Annotated in this window: 18 protein-coding genes; all 18 read left to right on the top strand. The window is 45.4% G+C overall.

Annotation, left to right across the window (positions count from 1 at the left end):
* Nucleotides 1-393: 393 nt before the first annotated feature.
* On the top strand, nucleotides 394-1,539 hold the full coding sequence (locus V8V91_RS08530; protein ID WP_373399693.1) for a hypothetical protein: 1,146 nt from the start codon (nucleotides 394-396) through the stop codon (nucleotides 1,537-1,539).
* Nucleotides 1,536-2,525: a DUF6712 family protein gene (locus V8V91_RS08525; RefSeq protein WP_373399692.1), complete on the top strand. Its 990-nt coding sequence runs from the start codon at nucleotides 1,536-1,538 to the stop codon at nucleotides 2,523-2,525. Before V8V91_RS08530 ends, V8V91_RS08525 begins: the two co-directional genes overlap by 4 nt.
* Nucleotides 2,525-3,007 carry a phage holin family protein gene (locus V8V91_RS08520; RefSeq protein ID WP_373399691.1) on the top strand — a complete coding sequence of 161 codons (483 nt, stop codon included), beginning with the start codon at nucleotides 2,525-2,527 and terminating at the stop codon, nucleotides 3,005-3,007. The genes V8V91_RS08525 and V8V91_RS08520 overlap by 1 nt, the downstream gene beginning before the upstream one ends.
* Entirely contained in the window at nucleotides 3,004-3,411 is a 408-nt protein-coding gene (locus V8V91_RS08515; protein ID WP_373399690.1) for a DUF5675 family protein, read from the top strand. Before V8V91_RS08520 ends, V8V91_RS08515 begins: the two co-directional genes overlap by 4 nt.
* Nucleotides 3,408-3,965, top strand: a complete 558-nt coding sequence (locus tag V8V91_RS08510) for a hypothetical protein (RefSeq protein WP_373399689.1) — start codon at nucleotides 3,408-3,410, stop codon at nucleotides 3,963-3,965. Before V8V91_RS08515 ends, V8V91_RS08510 begins: the two co-directional genes overlap by 4 nt.
* Before the next feature lie 75 nt (nucleotides 3,966-4,040).
* A complete protein-coding gene (locus V8V91_RS08505; RefSeq protein ID WP_373399688.1) occupies nucleotides 4,041-5,195 on the top strand; it encodes a hypothetical protein in 1,155 nt (384 codons plus the stop codon).
* A 293-nt stretch (nucleotides 5,196-5,488) separates the two neighbouring features.
* Nucleotides 5,489-6,121: a hypothetical protein gene (locus V8V91_RS08500; RefSeq protein ID WP_373399687.1), complete on the top strand. Its 633-nt coding sequence runs from the start codon at nucleotides 5,489-5,491 to the stop codon at nucleotides 6,119-6,121.
* The gene (locus V8V91_RS08495) at nucleotides 6,118-6,780 is read left to right on the top strand and encodes a hypothetical protein (RefSeq protein WP_373399686.1); all 663 of its coding nucleotides are present in this window, start codon (nucleotides 6,118-6,120) and stop codon (nucleotides 6,778-6,780) included. The genes V8V91_RS08500 and V8V91_RS08495 overlap by 4 nt, the downstream gene beginning before the upstream one ends.
* Nucleotides 6,781-6,788: 8 nt before the next feature.
* On the top strand, nucleotides 6,789-7,226 hold the full coding sequence (locus V8V91_RS08490; protein ID WP_373399685.1) for a hypothetical protein: 438 nt from the start codon (nucleotides 6,789-6,791) through the stop codon (nucleotides 7,224-7,226).
* Between the two features lie 36 nt (nucleotides 7,227-7,262).
* Nucleotides 7,263-7,415: a hypothetical protein gene (locus V8V91_RS08485; RefSeq protein ID WP_373399684.1), complete on the top strand. Its 153-nt coding sequence runs from the start codon at nucleotides 7,263-7,265 to the stop codon at nucleotides 7,413-7,415.
* On the top strand, nucleotides 7,405-7,680 hold the full coding sequence (locus V8V91_RS08480) for a hypothetical protein (RefSeq protein ID WP_373399683.1): 276 nt from the start codon (nucleotides 7,405-7,407) through the stop codon (nucleotides 7,678-7,680). The genes V8V91_RS08485 and V8V91_RS08480 overlap by 11 nt, the downstream gene beginning before the upstream one ends.
* Before the next feature lie 357 nt (nucleotides 7,681-8,037).
* On the top strand, nucleotides 8,038-8,751 hold the full coding sequence (locus tag V8V91_RS08475) for a hypothetical protein (RefSeq protein ID WP_373399682.1): 714 nt from the start codon (nucleotides 8,038-8,040) through the stop codon (nucleotides 8,749-8,751).
* Between the two features lie 154 nt (nucleotides 8,752-8,905).
* Complete coding sequence (locus V8V91_RS08470; protein ID WP_373399681.1) at nucleotides 8,906-9,184, top strand: hypothetical protein; 279 nt, start codon at nucleotides 8,906-8,908, stop codon at nucleotides 9,182-9,184.
* On the top strand, nucleotides 9,102-9,707 hold the full coding sequence (locus tag V8V91_RS08465) for a hypothetical protein (RefSeq protein ID WP_373399680.1): 606 nt from the start codon (nucleotides 9,102-9,104) through the stop codon (nucleotides 9,705-9,707). Before V8V91_RS08470 ends, V8V91_RS08465 begins: the two co-directional genes overlap by 83 nt.
* A gap of 40 nt (nucleotides 9,708-9,747) precedes the next feature.
* Nucleotides 9,748-10,212: a hypothetical protein gene (locus V8V91_RS08460; RefSeq protein WP_373399679.1), complete on the top strand. Its 465-nt coding sequence runs from the start codon at nucleotides 9,748-9,750 to the stop codon at nucleotides 10,210-10,212.
* A gap of 40 nt (nucleotides 10,213-10,252) precedes the next feature.
* Nucleotides 10,253-10,456, top strand: coding sequence for a hypothetical protein (locus V8V91_RS08455; protein WP_373399678.1), 204 nt, complete (start codon nucleotides 10,253-10,255; stop codon nucleotides 10,454-10,456).
* A gap of 47 nt (nucleotides 10,457-10,503) precedes the next feature.
* Nucleotides 10,504-11,649, top strand: coding sequence for a hypothetical protein (locus V8V91_RS08450; protein WP_373399677.1), 1,146 nt, complete (start codon nucleotides 10,504-10,506; stop codon nucleotides 11,647-11,649).
* A 67-nt stretch (nucleotides 11,650-11,716) separates the two neighbouring features.
* Nucleotides 11,717-14,089 (top strand): hypothetical protein, encoded by a 2,373-nt coding sequence (locus V8V91_RS08445; RefSeq protein WP_373399676.1) that lies wholly within the window; start codon nucleotides 11,717-11,719, stop codon nucleotides 14,087-14,089.
* Nucleotides 14,090-14,142 lie beyond the last annotated feature (53 nt).

Raw genomic sequence — 14,142 nt, 5'->3', positions numbered from 1 at the left:
ATCAATCCAAATCTACCCCCACTAATAATCGCGGCAGAAGTAATAAGAAGTTCTCAGGAACGGTCCAAGTATATGACGAGGATCTGAGGCAATTTCGTGAACCATTCTTCTCCGATATTATCGCATTTAGAGACTATAATTCTACAACATGGATACCAGTAAGACTGACGTAAAAAAATCACAGAAGTACGTGAAATCACTCGCGCTGGAGCTAGTTCCATAGCAGGTCCTGTCCAGTTTGATATATCAAGAAAAGGGCAGGAGCCCGATTCTAGTCCTTACAGACCATCTGAATCCGGAGGATCTACTCCTTATGCAAAATGGGGAAAAGACAATCGATACCCTCAGGACATTGTAGATGCCAACATAGAAGATACCACCTCCTCCGCCTGTTTGAATTTCAAGATCAAAGCCCACTATGGGAAAGGAATCTACATTTTTAAGAATGAGGTCACGGGAGACGGAAAGGAAAATAAAGTTCCACTAAGTCTAAATGATGAAGCCTACAAACCCATCAAGGACTTCTTTATCTTGAGTGATATTGAAAACCTTCAGCAAGGAATCATCTCCGATTTTGAATGGTGGAACTGGTGTGTGGTAGAGCTCATCCCTAATGCAGCAAACAATCAGATTCTATATGCAAATAGAATACCCACCATCAATGCCCGAATGGGTTTGCAGGATAAGCAATCAGGGAAAATAAAAGAGATCTATGTATCCGGTGAGTTTGGAGGTAAGAAGGAACCTGTCAAAACGGACTCGATCCCAATCATCGACCGAAGAAAGATATTCCTGGATAAGCCATTCGCAGGAGGAAAGACCGTACACGTTGCAAAACAGTCATCCATTGACCGCCAATACTATCCACTACCTGCTTGGCAATCGAACAATAAGTTCCTAAACCTATCCTTAGAGATTAGTACCTGGATTCTGAGCAATATCAATAACTCAATCAACATCAAGTACCACATCACCTATCCATCATCTTATTTTGAAAAAATTTGTCCTAGAGCAAATTACAATCTGGAGGAGGACTGGATAGCAGCAATCAAAGCGGAAAAGGCTTCCCTGTTTGCTGCGATTGATGAGGTTTTATCGGGTAGTGCCAACGTCGGGAAGTACTTCCACTCCGCATTTGATGTGGATCCAAGGTATCCGGATAGGAAACTAGGCTTTGAAATTAAGGTCATAGACATCCAAACCAACCACGAAGCCTACCTTCCTGCCTTTGATACGAGTGCCGCAGCCATTGCCAACGCGCACAATGCACCGCTTGATCTAGTGGGGCTCTCACTTTCCAAAGGATTTGGAGGAGGTTCAGGATCAAATATCCGTGAATCCTTCAACTTCTACATGCAACTGCATACAGAAGTTCCGAGACAGACCACACTCGAGTGGCTATACCTGGTCAAGAAAATCAACGGGTGGCCTGAAGAGGTAGAGTTTGGATACCGAAACATCGTATTCCAATCCGTCAACGAAAACAAATCCGGCTATGCGGTAGAAAACGAATCCACACCAACTACTGACCAGAAATGAGCACGATCTTAACCACCATCGCACAAATACAGGAGGCAGGACTGGATATCGATAAGAATACCAAAATCGAAGTCCTAACCCCGCGAATTGATGAATCCGAAAGAGATTATCTTCTTCCGGTATTGGGTCAGGATCTATACGATACGTTAATTACTGACTTAGCTGAAGTTACTCCGTCAGCTGCCACCACTGCGATCCTTCCTTATCTTCAGAAACCGCTCGCTTGGAACGGTTACTATCGGTTTTTCAAGAAGCCGGTTGGGTCACTTTCACATGCTGGATTCTACAAAAAGAACTTTGATCACTCCCAGCAACCCGCAAAATGGGAGATCGATCTCCTCAAAGAGGAACTGATCTGCACTGCGGACAAATCCCTCGATGAGTTGATCGCATTCCTTCGGGACAATGTCGCAGACTATCCAGACTGGGAAACCTCTGCGTATTTCTCGCAAAACAAATCCCTGATCATCCAGAATGCGGATCAGTTCAATCAATTTGTTAAGATTGGCTGCTCTTCCAGGGTATTCCAGTTACTGGATCCATTCCGAAGAAGAGCAGAAAAAAACGTCAAAAGAACGGTTTGCTCCGATCTATACGCTGCGATCTTGGATCAGATGAGTGGAGATGTCGCTGAAGATGCGGCCATCACTGCCTTACTTCCTTATCTCCGCCCGATGATCGCCTACGAAACGATGATCAATGGCATCCTTCGCGTTCCTTTCTACCGATATGGTGAAGATGTGATGTCCTGGACTTATGCAGACGGTACTCTTACCAAACAGGGACTTTCTGCGGCTGAAGCCAGAAGTCAATCAGAAATGTATAAGGATATGTATGAGGAAGCCCGTCAGGATTTACTCGCGTTCCTAAATGAAAATATCGACGACTATCCAGAATACGCGAATTCAGACTGTTATAGCACCTCACCCCGCACGCTCGAAGTACGATATGACAACGACGTGACGAATAAACATTTCGGAATCTGATGCCATCGAAACTATTTGCATCTATTGGACTTTCTCAAAAATCCGCTTTTGGTATTCACATGGCGATGTACGGTACGCCATTGCTATACCTTTTTGAGAAGTATGTGTTCGATGATTGGGATTTCTTAGTTTCTCTCATTTTACTCTTTTTCATGGATACGGTGGTAGGCTCTATCGCCAGTATTGTAGAAGGAAAATTCAAGCCTTCCCAAGGTGCAAAAATGTTCGGTATGAAGCTGATAGGTTACACATTTACGGTGATCTGTATCGGTATCATGGATAATACATTGATTGCCGGTCGTGCAAACTGGCTAGAAGGAATTGTAGATGCTGGAGCTTATGCGGTTTTGATGGCCTTCGAGGGTGCTTCTGTGTTGAAAAACATCTATCGCATCTATCCATTCGAACCCATCAAGCTGATACTCGCAAAGCTGGAAATCTACTACAACCGACAGAAAAATAAGGTAGATCCTGAGCTATGAACCGACTGATTCTCAACCGAGAGGTTAAATCCCTCATCCAAACGCAAGGCAGATTCCGATTGATGGATAAGCATGGCCAGTGTATCTATGAGTGTTACACCTTGGAGCTTCCATGGATGGATAATCAAGTGGGTAAGTCCTGTATTCCTCCCGGAGAATACCGTCTCGCACATCGAAGAAGTCCTAAATACGGAGACCATATCCACGTGATGGAAGTCCCCGGTAGGTCCTATATCTTGATCCATCCCGCCAATTTTGTCACCCAGCTACGGGGATGTATTGCTGTAGGAGAAAAAAGAATGGATATCAATGGAGATGGAGTGCCAGATGTAGCCAATTCCAGAAAAGCACTGGAGCGATTACTCCCACTGATCTCCAACGGAGACAAACTCATCGTATTATGAACTATCCACAATTTGACCCGTCATTGCTAACCGTCATTGCGAGCAAAGCGAAGCAATCTCGTTATAACTGGATTGCTTCGTCGTTCCTCCTCGCAATGACGGTGATATTATTATTCTCCTGCAAAACCCCTCAGGTCGTAACAGACACCATCCGTTCCGATACCACCATCATCAAAGAAATTCCCCGCTTGATCGAAATACCAGGAGACACGCTGATCTCGCAGAGCATCAACATTGACTCACTGGCCGCACTTCTCAGAGCTGGCGTTCCTCCCTCCGTGATCGAAAAGACCACCATACGCGAGGACCCTGTCACAAAAAACCGTGTAGGTATATTAATCGATGAGCTGGGGAACCTTACCGCTTTATGCGAAATACAGGATCAGCAGATCCAACTCTTGGAAAAAGAAATCACCCGCCTCTCTTCTATCCAAACGACCACCACGATCACCAAACCTCCGGGCTTCTTCCAGCGCATCAAAGATGCCTGGGATCTACTGATCATTACATTTTTTATCATCCTCTTTGTACTACACCTGATCAAAAAGCTATGAAAGTCAAATTTGAGGGATATATAGAGCTTCCTGATTCCGTGGTCCCGGTTCCAGCTCCGGAGACTCCCCGTATCCGTGGAGCCAAGTCTCCCAAAACCTACGCCCACACCTGAGCCGGTAGAAACCATTGATTGGAATGATGGCACGATCATCTTGGAATCTGGAAAAACCTACTACTGGAAGGAAAAGCCCATACATCCGGTCACTAAGGACATCATGGTCAAGACGACAGGACCCGAACCTGCCACAATCATGTTCGGAACTCCCAATTATTCCCAATGGGCAGATGGTGAGTCCCCCATTCATCCGAGATTTCAGTTTGATCTTGGAGATTGGAAATGCAATGTTTCCTTTCAAAATATTCACCTTCGAAATGCCGCGCTGGTCGATGAGGCGCAGCCCTTCCACCGAGCACTATTCAAGAACAATCCTACCGAAAATCAAAGCGGATTTATCGCACTGATCAACTGCACCACTGATATGCAGCTGGGATTATTCTACTCAGGTCAACAAGAAATACAGCAAGTCATCTACTTTGAGAAGGTCCAGTTCAAAGGATTCATGTGGACTGAGATCAAAGCTAATTTTGGAGGAGGAATCCTGCTATATGGAATAGATTCAGTACTGCAACAAACCAAACCATCCACGCACTTCTCCGCCTCATTTTCCTTTTCCCAAAACGAGGTTTTTTCTTCCAAACCCTTCACCTTCATCGACACGATCTTTGATGGATGGGGCAACTCCTCCAATATTATCTACTGCGAGGGTATGGTATTCCAACTCCGCCCTGGACTCGGGGTCAATAGCTCCGTGATCGCTCGAATTCCAAAGGTAGGGGATAAATTCTCTATGACTTTCAATGGCGAGTTTCTTTCTTCCAATGAGGTACAGCTTCAGGCAGGAGATCTAATCGAGCTACTGGGAAAAGAACAGGAAATCATCGCTAGGGACCGAATGGTAAACCCTGCCTATCAAAACGGAAACTACCCTCAGGATTATAAGATTCCTGATATTTCTGGCTTGGTACCAGGGGAAAACTACTTGATCAAAGTCATTCACTCTAGAGCCGACCGGTTGGTAGGATCAGGAAGATATGAGGGATATATGATCTTCAAGTATGATAAGCACTTTTGGACTGGGACGAACACAGATCTTGGTCTGGACTATATCCTACAATCCAATCCCTACGGAGTCCTTTCCTACCACAAAAGAAAATCTCGATGCTCATGAAGAAGGTCCAGCATTTAGGATTTTACAGGCAGACGGACTCTCCGGTTGGTGCATCGCATGGATACTACCTAGAAGACTGCGAAGGATTCAAGGATCAGTTTAGTCCAGGGGAATACTTGGGCATCCGTCCACCCGTCCCGAAGGACTTCACCGATTGGCTCGCCTCCATCCGCACCTAAACTCTACCCTTTAAGTGTATAGGTAAACAGCCTGCGCTGATCTAAGGCGAAGCGTCCTAAAATTCAAATCCTACAATCCACATCTTACATCATAAATCATAAACCTTAATTCCATTGTCCTACCTAGTCCCTATACAAGCCCTCGATTCGGACAACCTATCCGGACTCAAATACATCTGGGTGATCAAGGCATCTGATGTCGATCAATACCCAGAAAACTTTGAAGGCATCGCTCAGGAAGAGATTGTATTTGTATCAGGAAGGGATTGGATTTCTTGGGTGGCGACGTATTCCACTTCGGGACTCACCTCCAGATCACAGGACAGCATAGAAGGAGTTTCCTCAGGACAGGAGCTTCCGTTCATTATTCCTAGAGTCACAGAGGCCAATACGGTCATGCTGCGCAAAGCTGAAAAAGACGAGTTCGTCGTATTGGCGGAGGATTTCAATGGAATCCGCTATCTATTCGGGTCCAAAGAAAAGCCTGTTCGATTTGCTTTTGACTTGAATACCGGTTCAGGAAGGGACCGCAACCAATACAACTGCCGATTTTATTCCGAAAGCCCTGACAGCATCTTGATCTATCCCCACACCTTGGGAGATGGGGAAACCGATTTCTCAGGATGTCCTTCCGTGATTATTCGGAGAGGAGATTCTGAAGGGCCTATTCTGGCAGTCGCTCCGGCAGGGAGTACCGTCGTGATCACTTCTCCTTATTCCTTTGGATATCAAATCATCGCCTCATGACATTAGCAGAAATAAAAGCCCTCATCGATCTCAATCTCGCGGATAATACCACGGGACTGATCACTCCTGCCAAAGAGCGGCAGGTGATGAAAGCAATCGCAGATTTTGTGGTGAGTTCACAGGGAGAAGCAGATACCGCGCCATTTGTATATGATCCTGTATTCAGTTATAGTATAGATGACCCGGTGATTTATGATAGCTCCTGGTTCCTTTCGTTGGTCAATTCCAACTTGAACAATACCCCAGACTCGAGCCCTACCGAGTGGGATCCGGTCAATGCTTTTAATACTGTGCTGTCTATTTACGAAGTCAATGGAGTCTACCTCGGCACCTTGACGATCGTGATCAAAGATAATAAACTGTACCTCCTTGATCGGGATGCAGTAGGAACTGATCCTTATGTATCTACAGATTTCGCGGCAGAACTCGCAGCTGGAGATTGGATCAATTTACTTCCAGACACCAAGCCAGTCGCCAATACCTACGCAGACAGTGCCACGATGATCGCAGCACAAGGCTCGCAGGTAGAAGGTTATTTATACTTTGGAGGAGCGACGATCTATGTATATTTAGGCACAACCGTCGGAGATATTACAGACTACTTCGCCCTTGGAGGGGAGGTGGTGGGATATCCTCCGTCGGAGCAGGTACTGGGATAGATGTTGATGTGACTGATCCCGCCAACCCAGTGGTAAATCTTAATTCAGCAGCGATCGCATCACTAGGTAATGCAGATACCGCTTTTGGTTGGGGAGATCATGCCAGTGCTGGGTATAACTCAGGATATCAAGAAGCCACACACCGGGAAGATAATGAAGTGCTTTTCACAGGAGACTACATCACTGGAATCAACGCAGCCGCTAGGACTGGAAACATCACATTCAATTTCACAGGTGCCAAACTTGGAGCAGTCACCATCATGAAGCATTCCGATGCGAGTGCTTTCACCATTCCTACCGAGGCAGTATATCAGTTTGATACCACTGATCCGGTTCATGGAATCCGAACAGACATCCCTAATTATTTACATTTTGTACTCGTGGACAAAACTGCCAGCTCAGAGATTGTGCATGTGCATTGTTCACATGATGATGGAGGCGCATGACACTAAGAAGAGTAATACCAGGATTATTGAGGAAGAGTGGGTACTTTAGACCCAGACTACCAGGCTGTAATTGATTACGCTGTTTTGCAGGGGTACACCTTACCTGATAGCGCAACTCAAACCAGAGACAGTAATAGAGTAGCAAACTTAAAAACAGAAGGAGTTTGGAGTGAATTGGATGTGTTTTAGAACAAATTCGAACAAAGCGCAGTGTTCTGACTTTGCAAGGATCAATTTTAAAGACCCTGCTAATTTCTATTTAACGGCTGCACCTACCTACTCAATTCCAACTTTTGAAGCAGGAAGGGGATTTAAGGGAGGTACAAGTTTAGGCTTTAATACTAATTGGAATGCCTCAACTGATGCGGTTAATTTCTTGAATAATGACAATTCTTTCATTTTTAAAGGATATGATAGTGTTGAGTCTTGGAATACTTTATTACGCATGGGCTAGAACAACTAATAATATAAACCAAATCGGATTAGCGTATTCTACAAGTACATTTTTACATAGAATCGCAACAACCGCAGGAGGAAGGATCAACATTCGCAGATACAGACAATCATCAACTTTGGAACAGAGGTTCAAACTTTAGAGAAATTTATGAAAATGGAAGTCAAGTATATACTAATTCTGGTATAAATGGCCCAGGCGCTTTCTCAAACTTAGACTTATATCTTTTTTGTGGTAATGAAAATGGTAGTACTTCTGGTAGTTGAGATCAGGGATTTTCATATTTTGGATGGGGTTCTGATCTTTCTGCAAAAGCAAATGAAATTTATAACATCATGAACGATACTTATTGAAGATATGATCGCAAACATTAACACACTTCCACTTAAAACCTACTCTGATATTTTAAATTATATCAGAAGAGAAGGGAGTCCACGGCCTCACCTCATGAGTTATCACTTAGCTAAACCCTCTATTCACTTTGAAGATGGATTCAGAGATGTTATAGATCCTCAGATCAACACTGAAACTCAAAGGAGAGGAGTTTTGATTTATGATGATCAGAATGATGTAGTCACTTATCAGGTGATTGATTTCACACCTGAAGAGATTGAAGAAAGAACAAAGAATCAGGTACTAGCTCAGGCTGAAATAGATCGATTTCAGAAGCTCCAAGAAGCTCAGGAGAAAGCTATCATGGATTCCTACCAATCCATCACTGATCCTGCTGAAGCATTAGCAAATCAATCCATTTATCCTTTCTGGTCTCCTGATGCAGTAGAGGTGAAATTGGGTGAGAAATACCAGGCTTTTGATGGTACTGAATTGAAACTTTACGAAGTGATACAGGCTCACACCACACAAGCAGACTGGAATCCACCTGCTGTGCCAGCTTTATTCAAAAGAGTGGCCGTAGAAGGTCAGATCCTTCCATGGGTACAGCCTACAGGCGCACATGATGCTTATAATATCGGTGATAAAGTATCCTATCAAGCTCAGAACTGGGAATCCACTGTGGATGCTAATATCTATGCACCTGGTGTGGTATCTGGTCAGTGGGTAGTGATTTGATAGGAAGCTATTTTATCTTTTTGTCATTTCGACAGCAAGGATAAATCTCAGATATCTCCTCTCTTCACTCGTTCGACATGACGATATTTCTCTAAAACTGATCACTGACCACTGTCAGGCTGAACGCAGTCAAGGCCTACTGAATACTAAGAAAATGCTCAAAGTCTCCGATATACTCTATACCTCTTGGGAGGAAATCCCCTTCCGAAAGCTGAAAGTGATCCTCCAGATTCTTCCATTGATCCGATGGGATAATCATACTTCTGCCTCGAATACCTACGCGAAAAATTTCCTGCTCAAGCAGCTCTTCAAGTCCAAAAATCTACCTCGCCACTACTCCGGAGCAGCGGGTGGATCTATTCACCCAGGAGCTCGGATGGATTCAGGAATTCAGCACGCATTTCCCCATCAAATCCTACCGGCTGGGAAATAAAACCTTTCATGCTCCTGCAGAAGCTCTCGCGGATATCGATGTCGAGCGGTTGATGGAGGCGGATGTCGCACTCTACCGATTTATCCATTCTCAAAAGAATCACTATTTAGGTCACTTTCTGGCCATGCTCTACACCGTCAAAGGAGAAGTGCTCACCGATGGAGTGATCGATACCAATGCCGCGCTTCTTTCCAAGATCCCGGCACACGAAGCCATCGCCCACATCCGCTCCTTTATCGGGTCCTTTACCCAACTGAGAAAAGTTTGCAGCACCCTATTTCCTAATGACTTCGACTCCGCTCAGTCTGACGGATCTAAGAGTCACCCCGAGCGGAGTCGAGGGGCAGGCGACCCATCTCGGGCATGGCAAAAGATGCTCTTTGAACTGAGTAATACTCCGGGCTATCCTGGAATGCACCTGGCTAAACAAGCCAGAGCTTGGGAGGCTCTCCCTTACTTCGATGCTGAGCAGCTAAAAATATCACAGCAAATTGACCGTCTTAAAAATACAGGAACGAAATGAGGAACTTTTGCTCACTTAGTAATAGGAAATCCATCACCTAATGAAGACTACACTAGAATACGTCTCTTATTTTCAAGCTCTTGCGACGAAAGCGACATTCATCGATCACTTCTACTATACGCACGATGAATTCAAGGAGAACTCAGACGAAGCGGAAAACACGGTGATGGTTTTGGAACCCTATGAAAATCCGATATCGGAAAACCAGAACGATAATGCACTGGCCAGTAGGAGAGGGATGTTTATCATTATTAAACCCTATGATTCAGACTTAGGTAGAGAATACGCGACCGTCGCAGATGCCTGTGAGAAACTATGCTACAAAGTAATGGGGCAGATGAAGAGAGACAGTCGTGCAGGAACGATCACATTGGATATCATCAACTGGTCAGGAGAAGAAGTCGCTCCGATCGTAGGAGGGTGGACCGGCTATGCGATCAATTTCACCTATGAGGAGTCTATCAATAGTTTAATGGCTTTTGATGCTGGGGATTGGACTGAGTGAGCAGTATTCAGTAGGAAGTGATCAGTGAACAGATAGGAAAATGAAACAGTACACAGTTTATTTTGAAATTTTCAATAAGAAGCTAAAGGCTAATGTCATGGCAAAGTCTGAGGAAGATGCCAAGCAGAAGATCAGAGAAAAGATATCATTCCATAAAGTGGAAGAAAATCAAGATGAGGATTGGAAAAATATCGAGGAAATGATGAAAGCTATGGCTGATGTGTTAGGAGTAAAAATGAAATAAACCCTTTGCGGCTTTGCGCCTTTGCGGGAGACTTAAAAAAATAGATCATGGAGCTAAGTGCCAATAAAATATACCGAACCGTCGCTGCTAACCCTGCCAACTATGGACTGGGAAACTACCAACTCTATGGAGAACTGAGGGTGGAGCAGGTGCCAGGTTCAGGGGCTTATACCCAAACACTGACGGCTAAGATCACTCCCGACAGTTCTGATAATTGCGTATTCCAGCTTCAGGATGGTCTCGCGGATTTTTTCCCATTCACAGACTTCAACCCCTACGGAGTAGTAGGGATGCAAGCGATCACGGACAACGTGGTCAAAGCCCAGTTTTACCAAGCGGAAGTTTATGGGGATCCTCAAGTGATCCAAACCCTGAGTTTAGTGGATACCTTTAATACACTGAATGGAGGAATACCGAAGCAGATCAGTGAGGACTTCATGACCGAAATCTTACCAGTGACCAAGCAGTTTTTAACCTGGCACCCGGTACGAAAGCGAGTAACGCAAGCACAGCCTGAAATCCTTCACTTCTTGGTTTACAATGATCTGATCACGGAGCTGAATCTCCTGGTGAAATTATACTTCACTGATGGTACTGACAGTACCCACACCATCGATACGGTGACAGGAGTAGAGGAGGAGCAGCTTTATAGATTACCCGCAGGATATACGCTTTTGGGATTAAGTACTCTTGCAGCATCAAAGACGGTGAAGAAATACGAGCTATGGCTGACTGATCAGGCAGATGCAACCGTGTCGGAAGTCCGAACCTTTGCCATGGATTACCTGGATACTCCGGAGACTAGGTTCTGGTTATTTACCAACTCACTGGGAGTATTCGAAATCATGCGCACAGAAGGAAGGGCTACAGAAGTCAACAAAGTAGATAGGGAGATTTCAACTAACTACCTGCCTAATGGCTACGATCGAACCATTGGAGAAATTCAAAGCCGAGTACTGGGAATGACTGAATCCTTGGAAATTTCCACGGGATTCCTGGACAGCAGACTAGAGGCCCACTGGGCAAAGGAAATTCTCCTTGCTGAGAAAGTATTCCTACTGACGGTGGATGAGCGTATCCCGTACCGCATCACCACCAACGATTACAATCCAAGCCAAGACAAAAACTTCCGCTGGTTCCTACGGTTCAGCGCGACCTTGGCTTATAATAATACTAAATATTCAAGTCTTTAACTGGTCCTCGACTCCGCTCGGACTGACTGTCAGGCTGAGCGGAGTCGAAGCCACTGACCACTAATTAATGATCGGCTTCGAAATAAACGGTGAATTCCTCGACCTACCCGACAATCCATCTGTAGAACTACAGAGGGCGAGTACCTTATTCCAATTTGACGGTTTTGTCCAAGGGAATTTTACCCTCCCGATCAAGTTTCCAAATACTCCGAAAAACAAACGGCTTTTCAATTTCCCGCATATCGTAGAGAACGCATCCAGACTTCGCCCGAAATGGACTGCCCGACTTTGGTACAATGGAGTGCCAAGACTATCCGGAGAGATCCGCGCCAAAAACCCCATCAATAAAAACGTGATCACCGCCAACTTTGTCGCGGGGCTTTCTCTGATCGGAGACGATATCAAAGTGAGGAAACTGGCTGAGGTGATTGACGAAACCATCACCATCCACTCCCAAACGATCTATAAGTCAATTACCATCATTTTCAACATTGGCGGTACTTACAAGATCAAAGTGAATGGAAACGAATACAATGAAACGGTATTTACTACCCTGATCTCCACGATCAATGCAGACCCAGCGGCAAACTACACCGCATCTGGCGCATCGGATGTACTCACCCTGACCATGGATGATCCTGGTGAGTTTATCCCCTTCTATGTAGAAGCAGATCCCGATTCCAATGCCGTCGTTTCTGGAGTCTTGCCACTTTGGATGATAGATTACAAAACGGCATACGAAGACTTTATCACAGACCACCTCTCTACCGCTCGGGATGATAAGAAAATCCGATTTGGTACCTGGGGAAATAAAACCGAAGTCCCAGGAGCGGTCAAGGACTGGCCCATCATTAACTACATCACAGGCGGGATTTTTCAGGCCAACCAATACCGAAATGCAGCCGTTCCCAATTCAGAAATGGAGAACTTCAGCTCCTTGGCTCCTGCGCTGACGATTGGAGCGATGATCGAAGCGATAGAAACCTATTACGGCATCACTATTAATTTCTTTGCATTGGATGCAGATGATGTGATGGTCTGCCCTTGGACATTGGATGTGCCGGTGAAGTTCTTTAATGGTGAAAGTTTGATTCTATACCAGCGATCATTCAACCTCAACCAGATCGTGCCTGATATTACGGTCAATGAGTTTCTGAAGGCTCTACAGGTGGGATTTAATGCATTGGTTGACTTTGATCCCGATCAAAAGATATTGACCATTGCGCACCGGCAACCATTTATCACCGATCGAACCTACGAGGATATCACCGAGCAATGCTCCGAGCCTTCTGATGTTCAGCTGGCCATCAAGAAGGGGCTGCGCTTTTCCCTGCAAAACGACGGCAAGGATAAAGTAACCGATGCAGATCAAACTCCTTCGGATTACCTGGTTGACGAGGGAGAGCGAACGATCCAAGCGGGATTCGGGACCTATGGCATGCGAACGCACACCTCGAAAGCAGACTGGCCTCAGGACGCGGCTTTGCTGACGCTTTGGGCAGAGATTCCATACGATACCAAGTTTGGATTAAGATTCGCACGATATGTGGATGGAGACGAACCCTATTTAGATTCCAGACCATTCTTATGGGAGGCCACAGGAGGATTGATCGAGAGCTACTGGGCGGATTCTATTTCTTTGGAAAACAACCCTGTGACCATCTCCACCACTTGGAGGATGCCTCGAAACGATATTTTTGCCACCCGATGGGGCAAGCGATGGAGAATCGATCGGAATGATTTCCTATTGGTGGATTTTGGCGTGACCCTTCGATCCAATGGAGTAAGTGCCGCCGATTGTCTATTTGTCCAGCTGCCCACCTTTGTGGATGGTGAGGAGCCCGTGCCACCTTCTACTGCATGGAGAGTATTGGAATCTTCGCTACGATGTGAGCGTGATGCCAATAATATCAATACCGGGATGGCGATTTATGATTTCTTGGAGGAGTACTTTACCGAGACAGACCTACCGACGGGAGAGACCAAACTCAATGCGCCAAGCGATCCGGATTATGTAGCTCCGGTGGAAGACTTTGTTTCTTGTCCCGTTTCATTTGGTGGCTATACATCAGGGAATCTCTATATCATTATGAATCCTGCCATCAATTCAAACGAGGAGAAAGTTCGCATCAACGGCACCGAGTACACCCTACGAACCAACGGACCAAATCCGTTCCCTTATCCGTATCCGATGGGAGCGACTACGCAGGTAGATATAGTGACCGCGAGCAATCCTAAAAACAATGTGTACCTCTGGAAGGTGGAAGTGTACCAAAACACCACCAAAATCTATGAAGCGACCCGAACCGTAGGACCTAACAACGCAGGACCTCCAGGCACCGACCCGATCAATCTGACTTATAGAACGATCAACTTGGGAGATGCAAACTTTGACGAAACCAAAATCAATAGAGTGATCATCACTAGGACTTTGATATAATCGTCATCGCGTACCGTCATCGCGAGGGAGTCCTCGATAGTTATCGGGACGAC

Source organism: Algoriphagus halophilus (assembly GCF_041729275.1).
Taxonomy (GTDB): domain Bacteria; phylum Bacteroidota; class Bacteroidia; order Cytophagales; family Cyclobacteriaceae; genus Algoriphagus; species Algoriphagus halophilus_A.
The sequence above is the reverse complement of the archived record's forward strand: the minus strand, read 5'-3'. Positions and strand labels throughout refer to the sequence as shown.